Below are 23,654 nucleotides of genomic sequence, written 5' to 3' on the forward strand. Positions count from 1 at the left end.
TGATGGCAGACGATCCCGACCTCTTCACCCGTCACCGGCCGCGCCTGTTCGGCGTGGCCTACCGCATGCTCGCCTCGCGCAGCGATGCGGAAGACGTGCTGCAGGACGCCTGGCTGCGCTGGCATGGCCAGGACCGGCAGCAACTGGAATCGGCCGAGGCCTGGCTGGTGACGGTGGTGACGCGGCTGTGCATCGATCGCCTGCGCCAGCTGCAGCAGGAGCGCCAGCACTACGTCGGCCACTGGCTGCCGGAACCGCTGGTGGACCTGGCCGAACCGGCCGCCGAGATCGACCTGTACGGCCAGGCCAGCCTGGCGCCTTCGCCGGAGGCGCTGCTGGAGCAGCACAGCGATGTGTCCTTCGCCTACCTGTTGCTGCTGGAACGCCTCAAACCCGAGGAGCGCGCCGCCTTCCTGCTGCGCGAAGTGTTCGACAACGACTATCCCGACATCGCCGCCATCCTGCAGAAGTCCGAGGCCAGCTGCCGCCAGCTGGTGCATCGCGCCCGCGAGCGGCTGGCGCGCCATGATGCCAAACCGGCCGGCGCGCCCGGCAGCGTGACGCCGCGCACCACCCTGCGCGCGGCCTCCAGTCCGGTCACCCGTGAAACCCACGCCCTGTTGCTGGAAAAGTTCATGCAAGCGGTCCAGAGCGGCCAGCGCGACGCCATGCTGGGCCTGCTGGCCGAGGATGCCCGCCTGATCGGCGACGGCGGTGGCAAGGTCGCTTCCTTCCCCCATCCGCTGGCCGGCGGCGAGCGCATCTCCTGGCTGTACTACGCCAACCTGCGCCGCTTCGGCCAACGCATCGCCTACCGTGCAGCCTGGATCAACGGCACGCCAGGCCTGCTGCGCTACGTCGATGGCACGCTGGAATCGGCCCAGGTGCTGGAGACCGAGGGCGGGCGCATTCGCGAGATCTACGTGGTCCGCAATCCGGACAAGCTGGCGGCCATTGCCCGTCAGCAGCTGGACCCGGCCTGAAGATTATTTCGCTTCTTTTTTCCGAAAACTGTCACAACATGACACCCCGCTCCGTCTAGTGGAGGAACACCGGCGATTCGCGCCGCTGTCACCTCACCCACTGATGGAGAATTGTCATGTCCGACTTCAAGCAACGTCTGCCCCACGCCAAGCTCGCCGCTCCCGCCTTCAACGCCCTGCTCAAGGCCAGCGAAGCAGTGCACCAGAGCGGGGTCGATCCCAAGCTGCTGGAACTGGTATTCCTGCGCGTCTCCCAACTCAACGGTTGCGCCTTCTGCGCCGACATGCACTCGCATGACCTGCTCAAGAATGGCGAAGACCAGCAGCGCCTCAACACCCTGGCCGCCTGGCGTGAAATCCCCTTCTTCAGCGAACAGGAACGCGCCGCGCTGAACTGGGCCGAACGCTTCACCTACCTGCACCAGCAGGATGGCGAGAAGGACGATGCCGCCTTCGCCCTGCTGCAACAGCACTTCAACGAGGCCGAGATCGCCAACCTGACCTTCGCGGTGGCCATCATCAACGCCTGGAACCGCCTGGGCGTGGCCATGCGTCCGCAGGTGCCGCGTCGCGCCTGATGGCGCAGCGCACGGGCGAAAAAAAACGCACCCCGGTCACCCGGGATGCGTAGAACATGGTCCGATCCACATCAGACTTTCTGCTCAAAAAGGGGCGGGCGGCGCACTCATGGGCGGCGCCCCGCTGGTCGTTTCAATATCGGCGCTGGCTTACTTCCAGAGCGCGCACTTGGATTCGGCCTTGGTCATGTAGGCCTGCTCGCCGGGAATGGTCTGTACCAGCTTGTAATAATCCCAGGGGCGCTTGGATTCTGAAGGTTTCTTCACCTCCATCAGATACATGTCATGCACCATGCGGCCGTCCGGACGCACCACGCCATTGCTGGTGAAGAAATCGTTGATGCGGTTCTTGCGCAGGTAATCCATGACCTGGTCCGGATCGGTGCTGCCCACGGCCTTCACCGCCTTCAGGTACTGGCCCACGGCCGAGGCATCGCCGGCCTGGAACATGGATGGCATCTTCTTCATCTTCATGAAGTAGCGATTGGCCCAGGCACGGCTCTGGTCGTTGAGGTCCCAGTACCAGCCATCGGTGAGGTACATCCCTTGCGTGAGCTGCAGGCCCAGCGAGTGGGTATCGTTGATGAAGATCAGGAGGCCCGCCAGCTTCATGGTCTTGTTCACGCCGAATTCATTGGCCGCCTTGATGGCATTGATGACGTCGCCGCCGGCGACCGCCAGCCCCAGGATCTGGGCCTTGGAGGATTGCGCCTGCAACAGGAAGGACGAGAAGTCCGAGGTCGCCAGCGGGACTCGGGTGGCGCCCACGACGTTGCCGCCATTGCTCTTGACGACATCGCTGGTGTCCTTTTCCAGCGAGGTGCCGAAGGCATAGTCGGCCGTCAGGAAGTACCAGGACTTGCCACCCTGGCGGGTGATGGCTGCCCCCGTGCCACGCGCCAGGGCCGTGGTGTCGTAGGCGTACTGGATGGTGTAGGCGTTGCATTCCTCGTTGGTCTGGCGCGTGGTGCCGGCGCCGACCGAGATGAAGACCTTCTTCTTTTCGCCCGCCACCTTGCCCATGGCCAGGCTGGCCGCCGAGTTGACGCCGCCGACCAGTATGTCCACGCCGTCGCGGTCGAACCATTCACGCGCCTTGTTGGCGGCGATGTCGGCCTTGTTCTGGTGGTCGGCAAAGACCAGTTCCACCTTCTTGCCGTTGATGGTGCCGCCGGCATCGGCAATGGCCATGCGAATCGCCTCGACCCCGCCCTGGCCGTCGAAGTCGGCATAGGTGCCGGACATGTCGGTGATGAAGCCGATCTTGATGGTATCGCCCGCCGCCTGTGCGGAAGGGATGGTGGCCGCGCCGAACAGCGCGCAGACAGCGGCAGACAGCGCAGCGCGCCGGATGGATGTAATCATGGGTCTCCTCCTCTTGGGGTCTTGGGATATTGTTGTTGCGACCCCGCAATCGAGTGCGGGGAAGGTGGGACAAGACCGGCGCCCAGGCGCCGGTCCGGGTGCTGCAACGTGTGGGATCAGGCGACGGTGGCGCGGGTCTGCTCGCCATCGACCAGGCGCATCAGGCCCAGCGGGTTGGCGTTCTGCAGCGGTGCCGGCAGCATCGCGTCGGGGTAGTTCTGGTAGCACACCGGACGCAGGAAGCGCTCGATGGCCAGCGTGCCGACCGAGGTACCACGGGCGTCCGAGGTGGCCGGATAGGGGCCACCGTGGACCATCGCATCGCACACCTCGACACCGGTCGGGAAGCCGTTCAGCAGCAGGCGGCCGGCCTTCTGCTCAAGGATCGCGATCAGGTCCTGGTTGCCTTGCAGATCACCGATCTCGGCTTGCAGGGTGGCGGTCAACTGGCCGTTCATCTTGGCGGCGAAGTCCAGCAGCTGCTCGCGGCTTTCCAGTTCGACGATAACGGTGGACGGGCCGAAGACTTCCTCTTCCAGCGGCGCTTCCTTGGAGAACAGCAGCGCGGCGTCAGCCTTGAACAGATGCGGCACGGCCTGGGTGTAGCTGGTGCCGCCGGTGGCGATCACCTTCACGCCCGGCAACTGGGTCAGGCGCGCCACACCGCCGTTGTAGTGGGTCAGGCCGCCGCTGTTGAGCATGGTGGCCGGATTGCTGCCGCCGAAGGCCGCCGACAGCTTTTCGATGAAGGCGGTCAGCTCGGGCGAACGCACACCCAGCAGCAGGCCCGGGCTGGTGCACAGCTGGCCGACGCCGACCGTGACCGAGCCGGCCAGGTCCTTGGCGATGGCGTCGCCGCGCACCTTCAGCGCTTCCGACATCAGGATGATGGGGTTGATGCTGGACATCTCGGCAAACACCGGGATCGGTTGCGGACGGGCTGCCGCCATGTCGCACAGGGCACGGCCGCCACGCAGCGAGCCGGTGAAGCCGACTGCCTGGATGCCGGCGCTCTTGACCAGTTGGGCGCCCACGCGGTCGCCATAGACCATGTTGAAGGTGCCGGCCGGCATGCCGGTCTTCTTGACGGCGCGCTCGATGGCATCGGCCACCAGTTCGGAGGTCACCAGGTGGCCGCTGTGAGCCTTGAAGACCACCGGGCAGCCGGCGGCCAGGGCGGCGGCGGTATCGCCACCGGCCACCGAGAAGGCCAGCGGGAAGTTGCTGGCGCCGAACACGGCTACCGGACCCACGCCGATCTTGTATTGGCGGATGTCCGGACGCGGCAGCGGTTGGCGCTGCGGCAGGGCGGTATCGATGCGCACACCGTAGAAGTCGCCACGGCGCAGGACCTTGGCGAACAGGCGCATCTGGCCGCTGGTGCGGGCGCGTTCGCCGGCCAGGCGCGGGGTGGCCGGCAGGGCCGTTTCACGGGCTACGGCGGCGAGGAAATCGTCACCCAGGGCATCGATCTCGTCGGCGATGGCTTCCAGGAACTGGGCGCGCTGTTGCGAGGTGGTGGCGCGGTACAGCGGATAGGCCTTCTCGGCCGCATCCACGGCGGCGGCCACTTCGTTTTCGGTGGCGGTCAGGAAGTGGGTCTCGAAGAGCGCGCCGGTGGTCGCGTCCACGCTATGCAGGGCGACCTCGCCCTGACCGCTGCGCTGGCCGCCGATGTAGTTGTGTCCAAGGATCTTGTAGCTCACGATGTGCTCCTGCTGGTTTCGTTGATGCCGCCCGGTTTGGGGTCAGGCATGAGAGCCGCGCCCGCGCAGTGCGGGAGCGGCTGAGGGGGACTTGCGGGACAGGCCGGCCATGGCCGCTGCCCTGCACCGGTCATTGTCGGCCATCACATGGATTGCTGCAGCATCTGCAGGTAATCCTGTTCCGAGGCCTCGCGCGGATTGGTCTTGTGGCTGTGATCAGCCAGCGCGCCCTTGATGATCTGCGGGAACATGGACTCGCTCACGCCCAGTTCGCCCAGGCCGGCCGGCAAGCCCAGGCGACGGCTCATGGCGCGGATCGCCGGGCCGATCTCGGCACCGCTGGCCAGGCCCATGGCGTGGGCCATGCGCGCCATCTTGTTGTCCTTGACCATGGTCGGCGCGCTTTCGTTGAAGGCGATGATGGCCGGCAGGAAAATGGCGTTCAGGGTGCCGTGGTGCAGCTTGGGATTGATGCCGCCCAGCGAGTGCGACAGGCTGTGCACGCAACCCAGCCCCTTCTGGAAGGCCATGGCGCCCTGCATCGAGGCGCTCATCATGTTCAGTCGCGCTTCGCGGTCGCCCGGCTCGCGGGTGGCACGCTCGATGTGCGCCCAGGCGCGCCACAGGCCATCCAGCGCGATGCCATCGGCGGGCGGATTGAAGGACGGCGCCATGAAGGTTTCCAGGCAATGGGCGATGGCGTCCATGCCGGTGGCGGCGGTCATCAGCGGTGGCAGGCCCAGTGTCAGTTCGGGGTCGCAGATGGCCAGCCGGGGCACCAGGTAGGGCGAGATGATGCCGACCTTGCGGCCGTCGTCCAGGATCAGGATGGCGCCACGGCCGACTTCGCTGCCGGTGCCGGCGGTGGTCGGGATGGCGATCACCGGCGCGGTCCTGGCGGTGATGTTGGACAGGCCACCTTCGATCAGTGCGAACGACTTCAACGGTCCCTCATGGGTAGCGCAGACTGCCACGCCCTTGGCCAGGTCGATGGAAGAACCGCCACCCACGGCCACGATACCGTCGCAGCCCTGCTCACGGAACAGCGCCACGGCCGCGCGCACGGCGCCTTCGTTGGGGTTGGGCGGGGTCTGGTCGTAGACCACGGCGGCGCCACCGTCCTTGAGCTGTGCCAGGACCTTGTCCAGCAGACCGGCATTGCGGATACCCATGTCGGTGACCACCAGCGGCTTCTTGATGCCGATGCGATCGCATTCCTGCTGCAGCAGCGCCAGTGCGCCGTAGTCGAACTGGACCTGGGTAATGTAGTTGATGAGTGCCATTAGGGTGCCGTTAAGGTGTAATCAAGATGCAATTACATAGCCATGATTCATAGATGTCGCCAGCCAGGCCGCTATCTCAGGGGGCTGGCGCTGGGCCAGCTTTGCGAATATTTCCCTGTACGTCCTGCTTTTGAAAGCGAGACTCTAAGCCATCGCCGGCCCCTTGGCTAATGAGAGCTGTTGATATGGGTATAACCAAAGCTCATACTGGAGGCCTATTCGAGGATCAACGCCATGCACAACACCCTGCCCTCCCTGGCCTCCATCACCTCCCGCCTGCACCTGCGCCAGTTGCGGCTGCTCATCGCCCTGTCCGATCACGGCTCGCTGCTCAAGGCGGCCGAGCAGGTGGCCTTGACCCAGCCCGGCGCCAGCAAGGCACTGCAGGAGATCGAAAGCACCCTGGGCGTGCAACTGTTCACCCGTACCAATCGCGGGCTGGAGCCCACCGAGCTGGGCCATTGCGTGATCCGCTATGCGCGGCTGATCCAGACCGACCTCACCCACCTGCGGGAAGAGATGCTGTCGATCATGCAAGGTCACGGCGGCCGGCTCGCGGTGGGCACCATCATGGGGGCGGTGCCGCTGTTGACCGATGCGCTCACCCGCCTGCTGGAGACCCATCCTTCGTTGTCAGTGGAGATCGTGGAAGACACCAGCGCCAGGTTGCTGCGCCTGCTCGACCAGGGCCGGCTGGACCTGGCGATCTGCCGCACCAGCATCAGCCAGCGCCCCGACCTGTATGACGCCTTCAACATCCACGACGAACAACTGGCAGTGGTGGCCAGCGTGCAGCACCCCCTGGCCGGCGCCTCCAGTCTGCAACTGGCGGATCTGGCCGATTCGCGCTGGGTAGTGTATTCGGCCAACATGCCGATGCGGCTGACGCTGGAGCGGGAGTTCCACAATGCCGATCTGCGCTTTCCGCTGCACCTGATGGAAACCACCTCGGCCTTCACCACGCTGTCGCTGCTGCAGAAAAATCCGCACTTCGTGGCGCTGCTGTCGGTGGACGTGGCGCAGTTCTGCACGCGGTTCGGCATGACGCGCATCCTGCCGCTGCAATTGCATACCCGCAGCGAACCCTACCAGCTGGTGACACGGCACGGCACCATGCTGTCCCCGGTGGCACGGCTGTTCATCGACGACTTTGCGCGCACGGTAGCGCCGCAAGAGTGAGCTGCGCCCGGCGTCTTGCTGGCCCAAACAAAAAGCGCTCCCGCAGGAGCGCTTTTTCTGGTCCGACCGACTGCTTGCCGGATTACTTGTTCGGTTGCGGAGTGATGCGCAGGTAGGGACGCGGTGACTTGTAGCCCTTGGGGTACTTCTGCTTGATGACTTCCTCATCCTTGACCGACAGCGGGATGATGACGTCGTCGCCATCCTTCCAGTTGCCCGGGGTGGCCACGGTGTAGCCATCGGTCAGTTGCAGGGCATCGATGACGCGCAGCACTTCGTCGAAGTTGCGGCCGGTGCTCATCGGGTAGGTGATGATGAGGCGCACCTTCTTCTTGGGATCGATGACGAACAGCGAGCGCACCGTCGCCGTTTCGGACTGGTTGGGGTGGATCATGTCGTAGAGACCGGCGACCTTCTTGTCGACGTCGGCCACGATGGGGAAACCGACCACGGTCTGCTGGGTTTCCTCGATGTCCTTGATCCACTGGTTGTGGGCTTCGGCGCCGTCCACCGACAGGGCGATGGCCTTGACGTTGCGCTTGTCGAATTCCGGCTTGAGCTTGGCCGTCAGGCCGAGTTCGGTGGTGCAGACCGGCGTGAAGTCGGCCGGGTGGGAGAACAGTACGACCCAGGAATCACCCGCCCAGTCGTGGAATTTGATCTTGCCGATCGAGGATTCTTGCTCGAAATCCGGTGCGGTATCGCCCAGGCGCAACGTCATGGTGGTCTCCTTGGTTGAACAAATGAAAACGGAAGGCTGACTATAACGCGACGCCCGCCCCAGGCCAACGACTATAAAGTGGTATCCAAATAACGCGGCGCAATGGTTTCTACAGGTTTTGCAACGTGGACATGAACTTGTCTGCATCCTGGTAACCGATCACACGACGTTGCACCAGCTCGCGCCCGTCGGCATCGAAAAACATGATCCCGGGCGGGCCGAAGAGATTGAAGCGCTTGAGCATGGCGCGGTCGTCGGCATTGTTGGCGGTCACATCGATCTGCAGCAGTAACATCTGGCCGAAGCGTTCCTTCACGCGTTGGTCGCTGAAGGTGAAGCGTTCCATTTCCTTGCAGGAAACGCACCAGTCGGCGTAGAAGTCCAGCATCACCGGACGACGCTCTCCCGCCGCGTTCTGCTGCAGGGCCGCGTCCAGCTCGGCGCTGGAGCGGATACGCACGAAGTCCGTGCCGGCCACCGCGCCCCCCTGTGCGCGCAGATGCGACAGCGGCGCCAGCGGGTCGCGGCCACCAGTCGCTACGCTGACCAGTTGCAGCAGACCCAATGTGACCACTGCCAGGCCCAGTCCACGCGCCATCCATCCGCCCGGGCGGGACCACAACAGGAAGGCGCCATAACCGATGCCCAGGGTAGCCCAGCCGGCCATCTGCAGCCAGGACGGGATCACAGGAGACACCATCCACAGGGCCGTACCCAGCATCAGCACGCCAAAGAAGCGCTTGACCGCATCCATCCAGGCACCGGCACGCGGAAGCAAGGCGCCGGCCGAGGCGCCGATGAGCAGCAACGGCACGCTCATGCCGGCCGCCATCGCAAACAATGCACTGCCACCCAGCACCACGTTGCCGGTCTGGCTGATGTAGAGAAGGGCTCCGGCCAGCGGTGCGGCCACGCAGGGGCCGACGATCAGCGCCGAGATCGCGCCCATCAGGAACACGCCCAGCCATTTGCCGCTGCCATTGCCCGAGGCCGAGGACAGGCGCGATTGCATGGAGGCCGGCACCTGCAGCGTGTACACGTCGAACATCGACAAGGCCAGCACCGCCATCAGCAGCGCAAAGCCCGCCAACATCCAGGGGTTCTGCAGATAGGCCGACAAGCCCTCGCCCAGCATCCCGGCCGCTACGCCCAGGGCGGTATAGACCAAGGCCATACCAAGCGAGTAGGCGACCGACATCAGGAAGCTGCGGGCGCGGCCACCGCCGCCGGCGGTCTGCTGGCCGACGATGATCGAGGACAGGATGGGCAGCATCGGCAGTACACAGGGCGTGAAGGAGAGCCCGATGCCCAGGATGAAGAACAGTGACAGGATGCTCCACAGCCTGCCACTCTTCAATACGGCGGCAATGCCGTCGAGTTCGCTGCCGCCAGCGGCCTGGGCGGCGCCATCACTGCCTGCGCCGATCACGCTCTGGGCGGTCGGCTGGAGCGGCATGCTCAGCTTCAGCGTCATCGGCGGATAACATAGCCCCTTGTCGGCGCAACCTTGCGACACGGCCACCACGGTAAATTTGTCCACAGCCCCGCTGACCGACATGCGTGCCGTCACCGACTGGTGATAGGTCTCCACTTCCTTCTGAAAGTTGTCGTCATATTTGCGCTTGCCAGGGGGGAATTGCGGCTCGCCCAGCGTCGCGCCCTCGGCGCTGAAATGGAAGCGGTCGCGGTACATGTAGTAGCCATCGGCGATGCGATAGCTCAATTCCAGGGTCCCGGCATCGACCATGCGGGCGCTGAGCTGAAAGGCCTGTTCCGGGGGAAGATAATCCTCGGCGGCATGCGTCAGGCTGGTGGACAGCATCACCACCAGCAACAGCAGGTACTGTAGGGAGTGCAGCCACAGACGCTGCAGGCGCCGGCCACTCGCGCGGCGCGTAATCATGAAGTTCAACGGATTTCCTTGTCTGCTTTACAGGCGCAACGGCCGGGCGGTCTCATCCTGCATCCAGGCCAGGTAAGCCGGAAGACCGGCTGTCACCGGCAAGGCGATGATCTCCGGCACATCATAGGGATGCAATTGCAGGATGGCCCGTTCCAGCTCCTGGTAGCGGGCCTGCGTGGTCTTGATCAACAAAGGGATTTCGCTCTCGCGCTGCATCTTGCCCTGCCAGCGATAGACCGAGGTCGCCGGCGCCAGGATGTTGACGCAGGCCGCCAGCCCTTGCTCCACCAGGGCGGTGGCGATCTTCTCGGCCACCGGCTGATCCGGCGCATTGGCCAGGACCAGCAGCGGCTGGTTCAACAGGGACGAAGTCATGGAAGCATCTCCTTGCACATGCCGTATTCAACCACAGACTGCCACGGCGCGCCGCCATGCAATATCAGGACAGGCTCAGAAAACAGCCGTCGAAAACAAAAAAGCCAGGCTAAGCCTGGCTTTTTTGCAGAGACGCACAACCGAGTGATTTACTCAGCGGTCGGGGCATCAGCGGCGTCGCTGACTTCCGGACGGTCCAGCAGCTCGACGAAGGCCATTGGCGCGTTGTCGCCTTGACGGAAGCCCATCTTCAGGATGCGCAGGTAGCCACCGTTACGGGCAGCGTAGCGCGGGCCCAGTTCGGAGAACAGCTTGCCGACGATCTCGCGATCGCGCAGACGGTTGAAGGCCAGACGCTTGTTGGCCAGGGTGTCGGTCTTGCCCAGGGTCAGGATCGGCTCGACGACGCGACGCAGTTCCTTGGCCTTCGGCAGGGTGGTCTTGATGGCTTCATGACGCAGCAGGGAGACAGTCATGTTGCGCAGCATGGCCAGACGGTGGGACGAAGTACGATTCAGTTTGCGGAGACCGTGACGGTGACGCATGGTAATTTCCTTTCAGGTTACAGTTTTGATCCAGTTCTTCTATCGGCAGGCCAGCTTCGCTGCCCGGACCGCGGACCGGTATATGACGGATAAAAGTGTTGCTACGGGTACGACGGGTGCGACAGATACAGCGTCTTGCCAGCCTGGCCGGCGGGATGATGCTCCACGCCAGCCAGGCAGCAGGAATTACTTCTCCAGACCGGCCGGCGGCCAGTTTTCCAGCTTCATGCCCAGGGTCAGGCCACGCGAGGCCAGGACTTCCTTGATCTCGTTCAGCGACTTGCGACCCAGGTTCGGGGTCTTCAGCAGTTCGTTCTCGCTGCGCTGGATCAGGTCGCCGATGTAGTAGATGTTCTCGGCCTTCAGGCAGTTTGCGGAACGGACGGTCAGTTCCAGGTCGTCCACCGGACGCAGCAGGATAGGATCGACCTGCGGTGCGCGCGACGGTGCTTCTGCAGTCGCTTCGGTGCCTTCCAGGGCAGCGAACACGTTCAGTTGGTCAACCAGCACGCGGGCCGATTGGCGGATCGCTTCTTCCGGGGTGATGACGCCGTTGGTCTCGATGTTCATGACCAGCTTGTCCAGGTCGGTACGCTGTTCCACGCGAGCGGATTCGACGGCGTAGGACACGCGACGCACCGGGGAGAACGAAGCATCAAGGATGATGCGACCAATGGTCTTGTTGGTGTCTTCGGACAGGCGACGGATGTTGCCAGGCACGTAGCCACGGCCCTTTTCGACCTTGATCTGCATGTCCAGCTTGCCGCCACCGGTCAGGTTGGCGATGACGTGATCCGGATTGATCAATTCGACGTCGTGGGGCAGATCGATATCGGAAGCCAGGACGGCGCCTTCGCCTTCCTTCTTCAGGGTCAGGGTGACTTCGTCACGGTTGTGCAGCTTGAAGACCACGCCCTTCAGGTTCAGCAGGATGTCCACGACGTCTTCCTGGACACCGTCCAGCGAGGAGTACTCGTGCACGACACCAGCGATGGTGACTTCGGTGGGAGCATAACCGCTCATGGTCGACAGCAGCACGCGACGCAGCGCGTTGCCCAGGGTGTGACCATAACCGCGCTCGAACGGCTCCATCACGACCTTGGCGTGACCGGGGGCCAGTGTTTCCACTTCGATGATGCGGGGCTTCAACAAACTGTTTTGCATGAATTGTCCTTTTCAATACCCTCGGCTCGTTACACCGATAAGGCTGATGGCAGTTCGGAAAAATGCCCACCATGAGGTGGGCACAGAGGTACGACGGTACGACGAATTAACGCGAGTACAGTTCGACGATCAGCGATTCGTTGACGTCGGCAGCGATTTCGCTACGGTCCGGCGAGGACTTGAAGGTGCCTTCCAGCTTCTTCGAATCCACGGAAACCCACTGCGGGAAACCGTTCGACTCGGCCAGCGACAGGGCTTCGGCGATACGCACTTGCTTCTTGGCCTTTTCGCGGATGGCGACGACGTCACCAGCCTTGACCGAGTAGGAAGCGATGTTCACGACTTGACCGTTCACGGTCAGGGCCTTGTGGGATACCAGCTGACGCGCTTCAGCGCGGGTCGAGCCGAAACCCATGCGGTAGACGACGTTGTCCAGACGCGATTCCAGCAGCTTGAGCAGGGTTTCGCCGGTGTTGCCCTTGCGGCGGTCGGCTTCAGCGAAGTAGCGGCGGAACTGACGCTCGAGGACGCCGTACATGCGCTTGACCTTCTGCTTTTCACGCAGCTGGTTGCCGTAGTCGGAAGTGCGGGCGCCGGAGGTGCGGCCATGTTGACCTGGCTTGGAATCCAGCTTGCACTTGGAATCCAGCGAGCGGCGTGCGCTCTTCAGGAACAGGTCGGTGCCTTCACGGCGGGAGAGCTTTGCTTTTGGTCCGATATAACGTGCCACGGTATTTCCTTTATCAATGACGTCCCAGACTGCCGGACGCTAGTCTGACCTGCATGCGGCCAGACAGTGGTCTTAAGAACAAAACCCGCCAAGGAGATTGGCGGGTGATTTCCAGCACTTTCACCTGAAGCCAGGCGAAAGCGCAAGATTATACTACAACTTAGATGCGACGGCGCTTCGGCGGACGGCAACCGTTGTGCGGGACCGGGGTCACGTCCTGGATCTGGGTGATCTTGATGCCCAGGTTGTTCAGAGCGCGCACTGCGGATTCACGGCCCGGGCCGGGGCCCTTGATACGCACTTCCAGGTTCTTGATGCCGCATTCGATCGCGACCTTGCCGGCGCTTTCAGCGGCGACCTGGGCGGCGAACGGAGTCGACTTGCGCGAACCCTTGAAGCCAGCACCACCCGAAGTCGCCCACGACAGAGCGTTGCCCTGACGGTCGGTGATCGTGATGATGGTGTTGTTGAACGAAGCGTGAACGTGCGCGATGCCTTCAGCGACGTTCTTCTTAACTTTCTTACGAACACGCGATGCTGCTGCGTTGTTGGGGGACTTTGCCATAATTTCTTCCTTGAATCCGACCAGTGCTTGCGCCTGCCGGGATTATTTCTTCAGCGATTGAGCGGCCTTGCGCGGACCCTTGCGAGTACGAGCGTTGGTGCGGGTGCGTTGACCACGAACCGGCAGACCACGACGATGACGCAGACCGCGGTAGCAACCCAGGTCCATCAAACGCTTGATGTTCATGGACAACTCACGGCGCAGATCGCCTTCCACGACGAACTTGGCGATTTCGTCACGCAGCTTTTCCAGCTCGTTATCGTCCAGGTCCTTGACCTTCTTGTTGGTCGGAACGCCGGTAGCTGCGCAGATGTCTTCCGCGCGGGGACGGCCAATACCATAGATGGCGGTCAGGCCGATCACGGTGTGCTGATGGTTGGGGATGTTGACCCCTGCAATACGTGCCATTCGTTATTCCTCGATCAATAACGTTAAGTTAACCCTGGCGCTGCTTATGGCGGGGTTCGGTGCAGATCACACGAACGACGCCATTGCGCTTGATGATTTTGCAGTTGCGGCAGATCCGCTTGACTGATGCGAGCACTTTCATTGTGGCCCTCTTTCTTTCAATGTTTCACTGTTACTTGGTTCGGAACACGATACGTGCCCGGCTCAAATCGTAAGGCGTCAGTTCCACCGTTACCTTATCGCCGGGCAGGATACGGATGTAATTCATGCGCATCTTGCCGGAAATATGGCCGAGTACAACGTGACCGTTTTCCAACTTAACCCTGAATGTCGCGTTGGGCAGATTTTCAAGAATCTCGCCCTGCATCTGAATAACGTCGTCTTTTGCCATTCCGTGTCTTCTTCCCCTGGCAGCAGATCCCGCTTATCGCGGTGTCATGCCGCCCTTGAAATTAGCTTTGCGGAGCAACGATTCATACTGCTGAGACATCACATAGTTCTGCACCTGGGCCATGAAATCCATCGTCACGACCACGATGATCAGCAGCGATGTGCCACCAAAGTAGAACGGAACCTTCCAGCGTGCGATCAGGAACTCTGGCAGCAAGCACACCAAGGTGATGTACACGGCGCCAGCCAGTGTCAGGCGCATCAGGATCTTGTCGATATAACGCGCCGTCTGGTCACCCGGACGGATACCCGGAACAAATGCACCACTCTTCTTCAGGTTATCTGCCGTTTCCTTGCTGTTGAATACCAGCGCGGTGTAGAAGAAGCAGAAGAACACGATGGCCACTGCATACAACAAAGCGTGGATCGGCTCGCCTGGTGCCATCGATGCCGCCAGATCCTTCAGGAAACGAATGAAGGGATTCGACGTGTCACCCGATGTGAACCAGCTGGTGATCGTGGCCGGGAACAAGATGATCGACGATGCAAAGATCGGCGGAATCACGCCAGCCATGTTCAGCTTCAGCGGCAGGTGGCTGCTTTGACCACCGTAGATCTTGTTGCCGACCTGACGCTTCGCATAGTTCACCAGGATCTTGCGCTGACCACGTTCGATGAACACCACCAGGAACGTCACCAGAGCCACGATCAGGCAGATCAGGATCGCCGACAGAGGGTTCATCGAACCGGTACGAACCAGCTCAAACAAGCCACCCAGTGCATTCGGCAGACCTGCTGCAATACCAGCGAAGATGATGATCGAGATGCCATTGCCCAGACCACGTTCAGTGATCTGTTCACCCAGCCACATCAGGAACATCGTACCGGTAATGAGCGTCACCACCGTGGTCATACGGAAGGCCAGACCCGGATCCAGCACCAGGCCGGCTTGCGATTCCAGCGCCACCGCAATACCCAGCGCCTGGAAGGTCGCCAGCACCAGGGTGCCGTAACGGGTGTACTGCGTGATCTTGCGACGACCGGCTTCACCCTCTTTCTTCAATGCTTCCAGCTGCGGCGAAACCACCGACAGCAGCTGCATGATGATCGATGCCGAGATATACGGCATGATCCCCAGTGCGAAGATCGTAAAGCGCGACAGGGCACCACCGGAGAACATGTTGAACATGCCCAGAATGCCGCCCTGATTCTGCTTGAACAGCTGCGCCAACTGCGTCGGATCAATACCCGGAACCGGGATATGTGCACCGATGCGATAAACGATCAACGCTCCCAGCAGGAACCACAAACGACTCCAGGGGAATCCTTTTGCGGCGCCTTTCGCTAATTGAGGAGTAGTTGCCAATTAATGCTCCGGGACCGGATCACTCAGCGACGGAACCACCGGCTGCTTCAATAGCGGCCTTGGCACCAGCGGTTGCGATCAGACCCTTGACGGTTACCTTCTTGGTCAGTTCGCCAGCCTTGATGATACGCACGACACGAGCCAGTTCCGACACGAGGCCGGCTTGCTTCAGTGCCAGCACGTCGATCTCGGCGACGGGCAGCTTTTCCAGATCGGACAGGCGCACTTCAGCCTTGTAAGGCGTTGCCAGCGACTTGAAACCACGCTTGGGCAGACGACGTTGCAGGGGCATCTGGCCGCCTTCAAAGCCGACCTTGTGGAAACCGCCCGAACGCGACTTCTGACCCTTGTGGCCACGGCCGGCGGTCTTGCCCAGGCCAGAACCGATACCACGACCGACGCGACGCTTAGCGTGCTTCGCGCCTTCTGCGGGTTGGATAGTGTTTAATTGCATGATTCGCTCCGTTCGCAAGCTGACGCTTACGACACCACTTTCACAAGATAGGACACTTTGTTGATCATGCCGCGCACCGACGGGGTGTCTTCCAGCTCGGACACCGAGTTGACGCGACGCAGACCCAGACCGCGCACGGTGGCGCGGTGGTCCTGACGAGTACCGATCAGACCCTTGACCAGCTTGACTTTGATTGTATTAGCCATCTCGATCACCTTAGCCCAGGATTTCTTCGACCGACTTGCCGCGCTTGGCAGCAATTTCAGCCGGAGTGTTCATCTTCGACAGACCGTCGAGGGTGGCACGAACCATGTTGTAGGGGTTGGTCGAACCGGTCGACTTGGCCACCACGTTGGTTACGCCCATCACTTCGAAGATCGCGCGCATCGGACCACCAGCGATCACGCCGGTACCGTCCTTGGCCGGCGAGATCATCACCGACGAAGCGCCGTGCTTGCCGATAACGGTGTGCTGCACGGTACCGTTCTTCAGCGTGACCTTGATCAGCTTGCGACGGGCTTCTTCCATCGCCTTCTGCACGGCCACAGGCACTTCCTTCGACTTGCCCTTGCCCATGCCGATGCGGCCATCGCCGTCACCAACCACTGCCAGCGCTGCGAAACCCATGATACGGCCACCCTTCACCACCTTGGTGACGCGGTTGACAGCGATCATTTTTTCGCGCATGCCGTCATCAGGCTTGTCGCTTTGCGTTTTCGATTGCATTTTTGCCATGATCGATAATCCTTAGAACTTCAGGCCGGCTTCACGCGCAGCCTCAGCCAGCGCCTTGACGCGACCGTGATAACGGAAACCGGAGCGGTCGAACGCGACTTCAGTCACACCGGCCTTCAGAGCCTTTTCTGCAACGCGCTTGCCGATCAGGGCGGCAGCGGCGGCATTGCCACCCTTGCCGGATTGACCAGCCAGCTCGGCGCGGACTTCGGCTTCCAGGGTGGAAGCCGAGGCCAGCACGTTGGCGTCGGGGCCGATGACGCTGGCGTAGATGTGCGTGTTGGTACGGTGCACAGCCAGACGATTCACCTTCAGTTCTGCGATCTTGGCGCGAGTCTGAGTCGCACGGCGCAGGCGAGATTGTTTCTTGTCCATCGTCAACCCCTATTACTTCTTCTTGGTTTCTTTGAGCGTCACCACTTCGTCAGCGTAGCGCACACCCTTGCCCTTGTAGGGTTCGGGTTCGCGATAGGCGCGAATTTCAGCGGCGACCTGGCCAACCACCTGGCGATCGATACCCTTGATCAGGATTTCGGTCTGGGTCGGGGTCTCAACCTTGATGCCGGCAGGCATCTGGTGAACGATGGGGTGCGAGAAGCCCAGCGACAGGTTCAGCTTGTCGCCTTGTGCTTGTGCACGGAAACCCACGCCGACCAGGTTCAGCTTCTTTTCGAAGCCCTTGGTGACGCCGTTGACCATGTTGTTGACCAGAGCACGCAGGGTGCCCGACATCGCGTTGGCTTCGCGGCTGTCATCAGCCACTTCGAAGCTCAGCGAGCCATTGTTGTTGACCACCTTGACCTTCTTGGTCAGCGGTTGGGTCAAGGAACCCAGCGGGCCCTTGACGGTGATTTGCTCTGCAGTGATGGACGCTTCAGCGCCATTCGGCAGTGCAACAGGCATTTTACCTACACGAGACATCTTGCACTCCTTAGGCCACGTAGCAAATCACTTCGCCACCGACACCGGTTGCGCGTGCTTTGCGGTCAGTCATCACGCCGCGCGGGGTGGACACAATCGCCACGCCCAGGCCATTCATGACGTTGGGGATATCATCCTTGCCCTTGTAGATGCGCAGACCCGGACGGGACACGCGCTCCAGGCGCTCGATGACCGGACGGCCAGCGTAATACTTCAAACCGATTTTCAATTCAGCCTTGCCATCAGCGGCAACCACGGCGAAATCTTCGATATAACCCTCGTCCTTGAGGACGTTGGCAATTGCAACCTTCACCTTGGAAGACGGCATGACGACGGTAGTCTTGTTCACGCCTTGTGCATTGCGGATACGGGTCAGCATATCGGCGATAGGATCGCTCATACTCATTGCTTCTTCTCCTATTACCAGCTAGCTTTGGTCAAACCCGGGATTTCGCCGCGCATGGCGATTTCACGGACCTTGATACGGCCCAATCCGAACTTGCGGAAAGTACCACGGGGACGGCCAGTCAGCGCGCAACGGTTACGTTGGCGGGTCGGAGCCGAGTTACGGGGCAGCGCCTGCAGCTTCAGACGTGCTTCGTAACGCTCTTCATCCGACTTCGATTGGTCGTCGATAATAGCCTTCAACTCGGCGCGCTTGGCGGCATACTTCTTCACCATATCTGCGCGCTTCTGTTCACGGTTAATCAGTGCCAGTTTTGCCATGGCATCCTCAGTTTCTGAACGGGAATTTAAATGCGGCGAGAAGCGACTTCGCTTCGTCGTCGGTCTTTGCAGTGGTGGTGATACTGATGTTCATACCACGCAGTGCATCGATCTTGTCGTACTCAATTTCGGGGAAGATGATCTGCTCTTTCACACCGATGTTGTAGTTGCCACGACCGTCGAACGCACGACCCGACACACCACGGAAGTCACGCACGCGCGGCAGGGCCACGGTGATCAGACGATCCAGGAATTCGTACATGTGAGCGCCACGCAGGGTCACCATGCAACCGATCGGATAGCCTTCGCGGATCTTGAAACCTGCGATAGCCTTGCGAGCCTTGGTCACCACCGGCTTCTGGCCAGCGATCTTGGTCAGATCGCCAACGGCGTGCTCGATGATCTTCTTGTCCGCAACTGCTTCCGACAGACCCATGTTCAGGGTGATCTTCAGGATGCGCGGAACTTCCATCACCGACTTGTACGAATACTTCGTAGTCAGATCGGCGACGACCTTATCTTTATAAAACTGTTGAAGACGTGCCATGATGTTTAAACCTTAACGACTTCGCCGTTGGACTTGTAAGCGCGGACCTTCTTGCCGTCCACTTCCTTGTAAGCCACACGATCTGCCTTGCCGGTCGCAGCGTTGAACAACGCGACGTTCGACACATGAATTGGCATCAGCTTATCGACGATGCCGCCAGTTGCACCAGTCATCGGATTGGGACGGGTCGCCTTCTTTGCGACATTCACGCCTTCCACGACGACATAATCGGCGCTGACGCGAGCAGTCACGACACCGCGCTTGCCCTTGTCTTTGCCGGTCAACACGATGACTTCATCGTTTTTACGAATCTTTGCCATGACCACTCCTTACAGAACTTCAGGTGCCAGGGAGACGATCTTCATGAAGCGCTCTGTACGCAGCTCACGAGTCACCGGCCCAAAGATACGGGTGCCGATGGGCTCCAGCTTGGCGTTCAGCAGGACGGCAGCATTACCATCGAACTTGACCAGCGAACCATCCTGACGACGCACGCCCTTGGCGGTACGAACGACGACAGCGTTATAAATTTCACCCTTCTTGACGCGACCACGCGGTGCTGCGCTCTTGACAGTAACCTTGATCACATCGCCAATGCCCGCATAGCGGCGCTTGGAACCACCCAAGACCTTGATGCACAGAACTTCGCGCGCACCAGTGTTGTCGGCCACTTCGAGCCGGCTTTCAGTTTGAATCATGATATTTTCTTTCCCAACTTAATCCGCTTCGCACGATGCGCTGGCGGTCAGTCTTGGTCCTGTTAGCAAGCGAACTCGCTAGTTAGGGGACGAATAGAGCTACTCTTGAGCCTCTCTTTGCAGGCTTATGCTTACAAAGAAAGAGCTCGATATTATGTCAGCATAATATCGAGCACGCAAGTACTACTTTTGCTACTTAGACGATTTGTGCTTCCTGTACCACACGGGTCACAGTCCACGCCTTCGTCTTGGAGATCGGACGGCTTTCGGTGATTTCCACCACATCGCCGGCCTTCGCCGTGTTTTGCTCATCGTGCGCATGGTACTTCTTGGTGCGCTTGATGATCTTGCCGTACAGCGGGTGCTTCATTTGACGCTCGATTTCGACAGTGACGGTCTTGTCCATCTTGTCCGACACAACTTTGCCAATCAGCGTGCGCTTGAGCGCTTGTTTCACTTGATCGTTCATTGTTGGCCATCCTTCGAGTTGATCACAGTTTTCACACGTGCGATGTCGCGACGTACCTTCTTCAGCTGTGCGGTATTGTTCAGTTGCTGGGTCGCAATTTGCATGCGCAGGCTGAACTGAGCTTTCAACAGCTCGCCCAGTTCCTTTTCCAGCCCTGCCTTGTCCTTACCGCGGAGTTCCGATGCTTTCATGTTCCGCTCCTAATTATTGACCGACTTGGCGAACAACGAAAGTCGTCGACAGCGGCAATTTGGCAGCAGCCAAACGGAACGCCTCGCGAGCCAGGGTTTCGTCCACACCGTCCATCTCGTACAGTACCTTACCCGGCTGGATTTCAGCCACGTAGTACTCCGGATTGCCCTTACCATTACCCATACGCACTTCTGCAGGCTTCTGGGAAATTGGCTTGTCCGGGAAGACGCGGATCCAGATACGACCACCGCGCTTGATGTGACGGGTCATCGCACGACGAGCAGCTTCGATCTGACGGGCAGTGAGACGGCCGCGGCCGGTTGCCTTCAGACCAAAATCGCCGAACGAGACGGCAGTTCCGCGGGTATGCGAAATGCCGGTGTTACGACCTTTTTGTTCTTTACGATATTTTCTACGTGCTGGTTGCAGCATGATTATTCTCCCGCTTTCTCAGCCGACACACCGGCATCGGCAGCTTGAGGACGACCACCGCCACGCTTCGCACCGGCGCCAGGAGCACCAGTCTTGGAGCGGGGACGTGCACCCGGCTTGCCGTCGTCACGACGGGGACCACGACGCTTCTTGTCGTCATCCAGTTCGCCGACCAGCACCGGCGATTCGCCGTTTGCCAGGCGGTCGCCCTTGTAGACCCACACCTTCACACCGATGATGCCGTAGGTGGTTTCAGCTTCGCCGAAGCCATAATCGATATCGGCGCGCAGGGTGTGCAGCGGCACGCGACCTTCGCGGTACCATTCGGTACGTGCGATTTCGATGCCGTTCAGACGGCCAGACGACATGATCTTGATGCCTTGGGCGCCCAGACGCATGGCGTTCTGCATCGCACGCTTCATGGCGCGACGGAACATGATGCGCTTTTCCAGCTGCTGGCAGATCGAGTCAGCGATCAGCTGAGCATCGGCTTCCGGCTTGCGGATTTCTTCGATGTTGACGTGCACGGGCACGCCCATCAGCTTGGCCAGTGCCGACTTCAGCACTTCGATGTCTTCACCCTTCTTGCCAATCACAACGCCCGGACGGGAGCTGTAAATGGTGATGCGGGCATTCTTGGCCGGACGCTCGATGACCACGCGGCCAACCGAAGCGTTCTTCAGCTTCTTCTTCAGGTAAGCACGGACCTTCAGGTCCTCATTGAGCATGTCGGCAAAGTTGTTGTTGCCTGCATACCAACGCGAGCCCCAGTTACGTGTAACCGCCAGACGGAAACCGGTTGGATGAATCTTCTGTCCCATCGTGACTCCTTAGTTTCCGACGGTCACGTAGATGTGACACGACTGCTTGGAAATACGATCACCACGGCCCTTTGCACGCGCTGTGAAGCGCTTCAGGACCGCACCCTTTTCCACATAAATGGTCTTGACAGTCAGCTCGTCAATGTCGGCACCATCATTGTGTTCGGCGTTCGCAATGGCGGACTCCAGAACCTTCTTGATGATGACCGCGCCCTTCTTGGGGCTGAAGGCCAAGATATTCAGTGCCTGATCAACTTTTTTACCGCGGATCAGGTCTGCAACCAGGCGGCCCTTCTGGGCCGACAGGTGCACACCGCGCAGAGTAGCTTTAGTTTCCATCATAGGACCTTATTTCTTAGCCTTCTTATCGGCAGCGTGACCCTTGAAAGTACGGGTCAGCGCGAATTCGCCGAGCTTGTGACCAACCATGTTTTCCGAGACATAGACCGGCACGTGTGCCTTGCCGTTGTGCACGGCAATGGTCAGACCGATGAAGTCGGGCATGATGGTCGAACGACGCGACCAGGTCTTGATCGGCTTCTTGTCCTTGGTAGCCTGGGCAGCCTCAACCTTTTTCACCAGGTGGGCGTCGCAGAAAGGACCTTTTTTCAATGAACGTGTCATGTTTTATCCTTTATTTCTTGCCGCGACGCGAGACAATCATCGAAGTCGTACGCTTGTTGCTACGAGTCTTCTTGCCCTTGGTCTGCTGGCCCCACGGCGAAACCGGGTGACGGCCAGCGGCGGTCTTGCCTTCACCACCACCGTGCGGGTGATCGACCGGGTTCATGACAACGCCACGAACGGTCGGACGCACACCGCGCCAACGGGTTGCACCAGCCTTACCGATCTTGCGCAGGTTGTGCTCACCGTTACCGACTTCACCGATGGTGGCGCGGCATTCGATGTGAACGCGACGCACTTCACCGGAGCGCAGGCGAACCTGAGCGTAGGTACCTTCACGCGCCATCAGCACCACAGCGGCGCCGGCGGTACGTGCGATCTGGGCACCCTTGCCCGGCAGCATTTCCACGCAGTGGATGGTGGTACCGACGGGGATGTTGCGGATCGGCAGGGTGTTGCCCGACTTGATCGGAGCTTCAGAACCGCTGATCAGCTGATCGCCGACTGCCACGCCCTTGGGAGCGATGATGTACTTGCGCTCACCGTCCGCGTAGCACAGCAGTGCAATGTGCGCGGTACGGTTCGGGTCGTATTCGATACGCTCGACCTTGGCCGGGATACCATCCTTGTTGCGACGGAAGTCGACAACACGGTAGTGCTGCTTGTGACCACCGCCGATGTGGCGGGTGGTGATGTGGCCGTTGTTGTTACGGCCGGCGGTCTTGGACTTCTTTTCGACCAGCGATGCCAGCGGACGGCCCTTGTACAGGTCGGGATTGACGACCTTGACCATGCCGCGCCGACCGGGCGAGGTCGGCTTCACTTTTACGAGTGCCATTATTTAGCCTCCTCGGTGAAGTTGATTTCTTGACCCGGCTTCAGGCTGACGAATGCACGGCGAGTGTGGTTGCGGCGGCCCATACCGTTCTTCGAGCGCTTTTGCTTGCCCTGACGGTTGGCGACTTGCACCGATTCCACTTCCACCTTGAACAGCAGTTCGACGGCGGCCTTGACTTCCAGCTTGGTGGCGTCCTTGGCGACCAGGAAGACGACTTGCTCGTTCTTCTCGGCGACAAAGGTTGCCTTTTCGGAGATCACCGGTGCCAGCAGCACCTTCATCAGGCGCTCTTCGCTATGTTTCACGATTGCGTTCATGCCAGCAACTCCTCAATCTTTGCCAGAGCCAGCTTGGTGATCAAGACATTCTTGAAGTACACCAGCGACACGGGATCAGCTTGACGCGGCTCGACCACCAGCACGCCCGGCAGATTGCGCGAGGCCAGCAGCAGCTTTTCGTCCAGGCTGTCGGTAATAACCAGCACCGATTCCAGACCCATGCCCTTGAGCTTTTGGGCCAGCAGCTTGGTCTTCGGGGCTTCGACGGCGAACTCTTCGACGACCGACAGGCGGCCTTCACGTGCCAACTGGGACAGAATCGAGCAGACACCTGCGCGATACATCTTCTTGTTGACCTTGTGGGTGAAGTTTTCGTCAGGCGAGTTCGGGAAGATACGACCACCGCCACGCCACAGAGGCGACGAGGACATACCGGCACGTGCGCGGCCAGTACCCTTTTGACGCCAAGGCTTCTTGGTGGTGTGACTGACTTCTTCACGATCCTTTTGCTTGCGATTGCCGCTACGAGCGTTAGCTTGGTAGGCAACCACGACCTGGTGGATCAGGGCTTCGTTGTAGTCACGACCGAAAATGGTATCCGGTGCGGCGACGTTCGAAGCAGCTTGACCTTGGTCATTCAGGAGCTTCAGTTCCATTG

36 protein-coding genes are annotated in these 23,654 nt (G+C 60.5%); 3 read left to right on the forward strand and 33 right to left on the reverse strand.

Annotated features, from left to right (window positions below; genetic code table 11):
- The first annotated feature begins 2 nt into the window (after window positions 1-2).
- On the forward strand, window positions 3-983 hold the full coding sequence (sigJ, locus tag I5R65_RS20440) for an RNA polymerase sigma factor SigJ (RefSeq protein ID WP_196872230.1): 981 nt from the start codon (window positions 3-5) through the stop codon (window positions 981-983).
- A 116-nt stretch (window positions 984-1,099) separates the two neighbouring features.
- Window positions 1,100-1,561, forward strand: coding sequence for a carboxymuconolactone decarboxylase family protein (locus I5R65_RS20445; RefSeq protein ID WP_196872231.1), 462 nt, complete (start codon window positions 1,100-1,102; stop codon window positions 1,559-1,561).
- 150 nt (window positions 1,562-1,711) lie between these two features.
- Here the strand turns inward: I5R65_RS20445 and I5R65_RS20450 are convergent, their stop codons facing one another.
- The 3 genes from I5R65_RS20450 to I5R65_RS20460 form a co-directional block, all read right to left on the reverse strand.
- Window positions 1,712-2,926, reverse strand: a complete 1,215-nt coding sequence (locus tag I5R65_RS20450) for an ABC transporter substrate-binding protein (protein ID WP_196872232.1) — start codon at window positions 2,924-2,926, stop codon at window positions 1,712-1,714.
- A 116-nt stretch (window positions 2,927-3,042) separates the two neighbouring features.
- Window positions 3,043-4,632, reverse strand: coding sequence for an aldehyde dehydrogenase (NADP(+)) (locus I5R65_RS20455; protein WP_196872233.1), 1,590 nt, complete (start codon window positions 4,630-4,632; stop codon window positions 3,043-3,045).
- Window positions 4,633-4,775: 143 nt separating this feature from the next.
- Window positions 4,776-5,915: an iron-containing alcohol dehydrogenase gene (locus I5R65_RS20460; RefSeq protein WP_196872234.1), complete on the reverse strand. Its 1,140-nt coding sequence runs from the start codon at window positions 5,913-5,915 to the stop codon at window positions 4,776-4,778.
- Window positions 5,916-6,149: 234 nt separating this feature from the next.
- Between I5R65_RS20460 and I5R65_RS20465 the strand changes: the two genes are divergently transcribed.
- On the forward strand, window positions 6,150-7,094 hold the full coding sequence (locus I5R65_RS20465; protein WP_196872235.1) for a LysR family transcriptional regulator: 945 nt from the start codon (window positions 6,150-6,152) through the stop codon (window positions 7,092-7,094).
- Window positions 7,095-7,176: 82 nt separating this feature from the next.
- Here I5R65_RS20465 and I5R65_RS20470 read toward each other — a convergent pair whose 3' ends face one another.
- The 30 genes from I5R65_RS20470 to rplD all read right to left on the reverse strand — a co-directional run bounded on the left by I5R65_RS20470 (window position 7,177) and on the right by rplD (window position 23,652).
- Window positions 7,177-7,815, reverse strand: coding sequence for a peroxiredoxin (locus I5R65_RS20470; protein WP_006464905.1), 639 nt, complete (start codon window positions 7,813-7,815; stop codon window positions 7,177-7,179).
- Between the two features lie 109 nt (window positions 7,816-7,924).
- Window positions 7,925-9,718 (reverse strand): protein-disulfide reductase DsbD, encoded by a 1,794-nt coding sequence (gene dsbD, locus I5R65_RS20475; protein ID WP_196872320.1) that lies wholly within the window; start codon window positions 9,716-9,718, stop codon window positions 7,925-7,927.
- A 27-nt stretch (window positions 9,719-9,745) separates the two neighbouring features.
- A complete protein-coding gene (gene cutA / locus I5R65_RS20480) occupies window positions 9,746-10,093 on the reverse strand; it encodes a divalent-cation tolerance protein CutA (protein ID WP_196872236.1) in 348 nt (115 codons plus the stop codon).
- A gap of 149 nt (window positions 10,094-10,242) precedes the next feature.
- Window positions 10,243-10,638: a 50S ribosomal protein L17 gene (rplQ, locus tag I5R65_RS20485; protein ID WP_196872237.1), complete on the reverse strand. Its 396-nt coding sequence runs from the start codon at window positions 10,636-10,638 to the stop codon at window positions 10,243-10,245.
- 186 nt (window positions 10,639-10,824) lie between these two features.
- Window positions 10,825-11,802 carry a DNA-directed RNA polymerase subunit alpha gene (rpoA, locus tag I5R65_RS20490; protein ID WP_196872238.1) on the reverse strand — a complete coding sequence of 326 codons (978 nt, stop codon included), beginning with the start codon at window positions 11,800-11,802 and terminating at the stop codon, window positions 10,825-10,827.
- 106 nt (window positions 11,803-11,908) lie between these two features.
- The gene (gene rpsD / locus I5R65_RS20495; RefSeq protein ID WP_196872239.1) at window positions 11,909-12,532 is read right to left on the reverse strand and encodes a 30S ribosomal protein S4; all 624 of its coding nucleotides are present in this window, start codon (window positions 12,530-12,532) and stop codon (window positions 11,909-11,911) included.
- Between the two features lie 160 nt (window positions 12,533-12,692).
- On the reverse strand, window positions 12,693-13,097 hold the full coding sequence (rpsK, locus tag I5R65_RS20500; protein WP_006464911.1) for a 30S ribosomal protein S11: 405 nt from the start codon (window positions 13,095-13,097) through the stop codon (window positions 12,693-12,695).
- 42 nt (window positions 13,098-13,139) lie between these two features.
- On the reverse strand, window positions 13,140-13,505 hold the full coding sequence (gene rpsM / locus I5R65_RS20505; protein WP_196872240.1) for a 30S ribosomal protein S13: 366 nt from the start codon (window positions 13,503-13,505) through the stop codon (window positions 13,140-13,142).
- Between the two features lie 28 nt (window positions 13,506-13,533).
- The gene (gene rpmJ, locus I5R65_RS20510) at window positions 13,534-13,647 is read right to left on the reverse strand and encodes a 50S ribosomal protein L36 (RefSeq protein ID WP_006464913.1); all 114 of its coding nucleotides are present in this window, start codon (window positions 13,645-13,647) and stop codon (window positions 13,534-13,536) included.
- A gap of 30 nt (window positions 13,648-13,677) precedes the next feature.
- The gene (gene infA, locus I5R65_RS20515; protein WP_005663428.1) at window positions 13,678-13,896 is read right to left on the reverse strand and encodes a translation initiation factor IF-1; all 219 of its coding nucleotides are present in this window, start codon (window positions 13,894-13,896) and stop codon (window positions 13,678-13,680) included.
- Window positions 13,897-13,929: 33 nt separating this feature from the next.
- Window positions 13,930-15,261 (reverse strand): preprotein translocase subunit SecY, encoded by a 1,332-nt coding sequence (gene secY / locus I5R65_RS20520; RefSeq protein WP_196872241.1) that lies wholly within the window; start codon window positions 15,259-15,261, stop codon window positions 13,930-13,932.
- Window positions 15,262-15,280: 19 nt separating this feature from the next.
- Entirely contained in the window at window positions 15,281-15,715 is a 435-nt protein-coding gene (rplO, locus tag I5R65_RS20525; RefSeq protein ID WP_196872242.1) for a 50S ribosomal protein L15, read from the reverse strand.
- A 26-nt stretch (window positions 15,716-15,741) separates the two neighbouring features.
- Entirely contained in the window at window positions 15,742-15,921 is a 180-nt protein-coding gene (rpmD, locus tag I5R65_RS20530; RefSeq protein WP_006464916.1) for a 50S ribosomal protein L30, read from the reverse strand.
- A 10-nt stretch (window positions 15,922-15,931) separates the two neighbouring features.
- A complete protein-coding gene (rpsE, locus tag I5R65_RS20535) occupies window positions 15,932-16,450 on the reverse strand; it encodes a 30S ribosomal protein S5 (protein WP_006464917.1) in 519 nt (172 codons plus the stop codon).
- A 12-nt stretch (window positions 16,451-16,462) separates the two neighbouring features.
- A complete protein-coding gene (rplR, locus tag I5R65_RS20540; protein WP_006464918.1) occupies window positions 16,463-16,825 on the reverse strand; it encodes a 50S ribosomal protein L18 in 363 nt (120 codons plus the stop codon).
- Between the two features lie 12 nt (window positions 16,826-16,837).
- Window positions 16,838-17,371, reverse strand: coding sequence for a 50S ribosomal protein L6 (rplF, locus tag I5R65_RS20545; RefSeq protein WP_196872243.1), 534 nt, complete (start codon window positions 17,369-17,371; stop codon window positions 16,838-16,840).
- A 10-nt stretch (window positions 17,372-17,381) separates the two neighbouring features.
- A complete protein-coding gene (rpsH, locus tag I5R65_RS20550) occupies window positions 17,382-17,777 on the reverse strand; it encodes a 30S ribosomal protein S8 (protein WP_006464920.1) in 396 nt (131 codons plus the stop codon).
- A 14-nt stretch (window positions 17,778-17,791) separates the two neighbouring features.
- Window positions 17,792-18,097 carry a 30S ribosomal protein S14 gene (rpsN, locus tag I5R65_RS20555; RefSeq protein WP_196872244.1) on the reverse strand — a complete coding sequence of 102 codons (306 nt, stop codon included), beginning with the start codon at window positions 18,095-18,097 and terminating at the stop codon, window positions 17,792-17,794.
- 7 nt (window positions 18,098-18,104) lie between these two features.
- Window positions 18,105-18,644 (reverse strand): 50S ribosomal protein L5, encoded by a 540-nt coding sequence (gene rplE, locus I5R65_RS20560; RefSeq protein WP_196872245.1) that lies wholly within the window; start codon window positions 18,642-18,644, stop codon window positions 18,105-18,107.
- Between the two features lie 5 nt (window positions 18,645-18,649).
- Complete coding sequence (gene rplX / locus I5R65_RS20565) at window positions 18,650-18,964, reverse strand: 50S ribosomal protein L24 (RefSeq protein WP_006464923.1); 315 nt, start codon at window positions 18,962-18,964, stop codon at window positions 18,650-18,652.
- A 9-nt stretch (window positions 18,965-18,973) separates the two neighbouring features.
- Complete coding sequence (gene rplN / locus I5R65_RS20570) at window positions 18,974-19,342, reverse strand: 50S ribosomal protein L14 (RefSeq protein ID WP_006464924.1); 369 nt, start codon at window positions 19,340-19,342, stop codon at window positions 18,974-18,976.
- A gap of 196 nt (window positions 19,343-19,538) precedes the next feature.
- A complete protein-coding gene (gene rpsQ / locus I5R65_RS20575; protein WP_034333526.1) occupies window positions 19,539-19,811 on the reverse strand; it encodes a 30S ribosomal protein S17 in 273 nt (90 codons plus the stop codon).
- A complete protein-coding gene (gene rpmC / locus I5R65_RS20580) occupies window positions 19,808-20,002 on the reverse strand; it encodes a 50S ribosomal protein L29 (RefSeq protein WP_006464926.1) in 195 nt (64 codons plus the stop codon). Before rpmC ends, rpsQ begins: the two co-directional genes overlap by 4 nt.
- Before the next feature lie 13 nt (window positions 20,003-20,015).
- Window positions 20,016-20,435: a 50S ribosomal protein L16 gene (gene rplP / locus I5R65_RS20585; RefSeq protein WP_196872246.1), complete on the reverse strand. Its 420-nt coding sequence runs from the start codon at window positions 20,433-20,435 to the stop codon at window positions 20,016-20,018.
- Window positions 20,436-20,437: 2 nt separating this feature from the next.
- The gene (gene rpsC / locus I5R65_RS20590; protein WP_196872247.1) at window positions 20,438-21,256 is read right to left on the reverse strand and encodes a 30S ribosomal protein S3; all 819 of its coding nucleotides are present in this window, start codon (window positions 21,254-21,256) and stop codon (window positions 20,438-20,440) included.
- Between the two features lie 9 nt (window positions 21,257-21,265).
- Complete coding sequence (rplV, locus tag I5R65_RS20595; protein ID WP_196872248.1) at window positions 21,266-21,598, reverse strand: 50S ribosomal protein L22; 333 nt, start codon at window positions 21,596-21,598, stop codon at window positions 21,266-21,268.
- 6 nt (window positions 21,599-21,604) lie between these two features.
- The gene (rpsS, locus tag I5R65_RS20600) at window positions 21,605-21,880 is read right to left on the reverse strand and encodes a 30S ribosomal protein S19 (protein WP_006464930.1); all 276 of its coding nucleotides are present in this window, start codon (window positions 21,878-21,880) and stop codon (window positions 21,605-21,607) included.
- 10 nt (window positions 21,881-21,890) lie between these two features.
- A complete protein-coding gene (gene rplB / locus I5R65_RS20605; protein ID WP_196872249.1) occupies window positions 21,891-22,718 on the reverse strand; it encodes a 50S ribosomal protein L2 in 828 nt (275 codons plus the stop codon).
- Window positions 22,718-23,035 (reverse strand): 50S ribosomal protein L23, encoded by a 318-nt coding sequence (gene rplW, locus I5R65_RS20610; RefSeq protein WP_196872250.1) that lies wholly within the window; start codon window positions 23,033-23,035, stop codon window positions 22,718-22,720. Before rplW ends, rplB begins: the two co-directional genes overlap by 1 nt.
- Complete coding sequence (gene rplD / locus I5R65_RS20615) at window positions 23,032-23,652, reverse strand: 50S ribosomal protein L4 (RefSeq protein ID WP_196872251.1); 621 nt, start codon at window positions 23,650-23,652, stop codon at window positions 23,032-23,034. The genes rplW and rplD overlap by 4 nt, the downstream gene beginning before the upstream one ends.
- Window positions 23,653-23,654: the final 2 nt, after the last annotated feature.

It is taken from the genome of Herbaspirillum sp. AP02 (assembly GCF_015767275.1).
In the GTDB taxonomy this organism is placed as follows: domain Bacteria; phylum Pseudomonadota; class Gammaproteobacteria; order Burkholderiales; family Burkholderiaceae_D; genus Herbaspirillum.

Coding starts and splice junctions, on each gene's coding strand:
- sigJ (WP_196872230.1), top strand. CDS start 3: ATGGCAGACGATCCCGACCTCTTCACCCGTCACCGGCCGCGCCTGTTC.
- I5R65_RS20445 (WP_196872231.1), top strand. CDS start 1,100: ATGTCCGACTTCAAGCAACGTCTGCCCCACGCCAAGCTCGCCGCTCCC.
- I5R65_RS20450 (WP_196872232.1), bottom strand. CDS start 2,926: ATGATTACATCCATCCGGCGCGCTGCGCTGTCTGCCGCTGTCTGCGCG.
- I5R65_RS20460 (WP_196872234.1), bottom strand. CDS start 5,915: ATGGCACTCATCAACTACATTACCCAGGTCCAGTTCGACTACGGCGCA.
- I5R65_RS20465 (WP_196872235.1), top strand. CDS start 6,150: ATGCACAACACCCTGCCCTCCCTGGCCTCCATCACCTCCCGCCTGCAC.
- I5R65_RS20470 (WP_006464905.1), bottom strand. CDS start 7,815: ATGACGTTGCGCCTGGGCGATACCGCACCGGATTTCGAGCAAGAATCC.
- dsbD (WP_196872320.1), bottom strand. CDS start 9,718: ATGATTACGCGCCGCGCGAGTGGCCGGCGCCTGCAGCGTCTGTGGCTG.
- cutA (WP_196872236.1), bottom strand. CDS start 10,093: ATGACTTCGTCCCTGTTGAACCAGCCGCTGCTGGTCCTGGCCAATGCG.
- rplQ (WP_196872237.1), bottom strand. CDS start 10,638: ATGCGTCACCGTCACGGTCTCCGCAAACTGAATCGTACTTCGTCCCAC.
- rpoA (WP_196872238.1), bottom strand. CDS start 11,802: ATGCAAAACAGTTTGTTGAAGCCCCGCATCATCGAAGTGGAAACACTG.
- rpsK (WP_006464911.1), bottom strand. CDS start 13,097: ATGGCAAAGTCCCCCAACAACGCAGCAGCATCGCGTGTTCGTAAGAAA.
- rpsM (WP_196872240.1), bottom strand. CDS start 13,505: ATGGCACGTATTGCAGGGGTCAACATCCCCAACCATCAGCACACCGTG.
- rpmJ (WP_006464913.1), bottom strand. CDS start 13,647: ATGAAAGTGCTCGCATCAGTCAAGCGGATCTGCCGCAACTGCAAAATC.
- infA (WP_005663428.1), bottom strand. CDS start 13,896: ATGGCAAAAGACGACGTTATTCAGATGCAGGGCGAGATTCTTGAAAAT.
- rplO (WP_196872242.1), bottom strand. CDS start 15,715: ATGCAATTAAACACTATCCAACCCGCAGAAGGCGCGAAGCACGCTAAG.
- rpmD (WP_006464916.1), bottom strand. CDS start 15,921: ATGGCTAATACAATCAAAGTCAAGCTGGTCAAGGGTCTGATCGGTACT.
- rpsE (WP_006464917.1), bottom strand. CDS start 16,450: ATGGCAAAAATGCAATCGAAAACGCAAAGCGACAAGCCTGATGACGGC.
- rplR (WP_006464918.1), bottom strand. CDS start 16,825: ATGGACAAGAAACAATCTCGCCTGCGCCGTGCGACTCAGACTCGCGCC.
- rplF (WP_196872243.1), bottom strand. CDS start 17,371: ATGTCTCGTGTAGGTAAAATGCCTGTTGCACTGCCGAATGGCGCTGAA.
- rpsH (WP_006464920.1), bottom strand. CDS start 17,777: ATGAGTATGAGCGATCCTATCGCCGATATGCTGACCCGTATCCGCAAT.
- rpsN (WP_196872244.1), bottom strand. CDS start 18,097: ATGGCAAAACTGGCACTGATTAACCGTGAACAGAAGCGCGCAGATATG.
- rplE (WP_196872245.1), bottom strand. CDS start 18,644: ATGGCACGTCTTCAACAGTTTTATAAAGATAAGGTCGTCGCCGATCTG.
- rplX (WP_006464923.1), bottom strand. CDS start 18,964: ATGGCAAAGATTCGTAAAAACGATGAAGTCATCGTGTTGACCGGCAAA.
- rplN (WP_006464924.1), bottom strand. CDS start 19,342: ATGATTCAAACTGAAAGCCGGCTCGAAGTGGCCGACAACACTGGTGCG.
- rpsQ (WP_034333526.1), bottom strand. CDS start 19,811: ATGAACGATCAAGTGAAACAAGCGCTCAAGCGCACGCTGATTGGCAAA.
- rpmC (WP_006464926.1), bottom strand. CDS start 20,002: ATGAAAGCATCGGAACTCCGCGGTAAGGACAAGGCAGGGCTGGAAAAG.
- rplP (WP_196872246.1), bottom strand. CDS start 20,435: ATGCTGCAACCAGCACGTAGAAAATATCGTAAAGAACAAAAAGGTCGT.
- rpsC (WP_196872247.1), bottom strand. CDS start 21,256: ATGGGACAGAAGATTCATCCAACCGGTTTCCGTCTGGCGGTTACACGT.
- rplV (WP_196872248.1), bottom strand. CDS start 21,598: ATGATGGAAACTAAAGCTACTCTGCGCGGTGTGCACCTGTCGGCCCAG.
- rpsS (WP_006464930.1), bottom strand. CDS start 21,880: ATGACACGTTCATTGAAAAAAGGTCCTTTCTGCGACGCCCACCTGGTG.
- rplB (WP_196872249.1), bottom strand. CDS start 22,718: ATGGCACTCGTAAAAGTGAAGCCGACCTCGCCCGGTCGGCGCGGCATG.
- rplW (WP_196872250.1), bottom strand. CDS start 23,035: ATGAACGCAATCGTGAAACATAGCGAAGAGCGCCTGATGAAGGTGCTG.
- rplD (WP_196872251.1), bottom strand. CDS start 23,652: ATGGAACTGAAGCTCCTGAATGACCAAGGTCAAGCTGCTTCGAACGTC.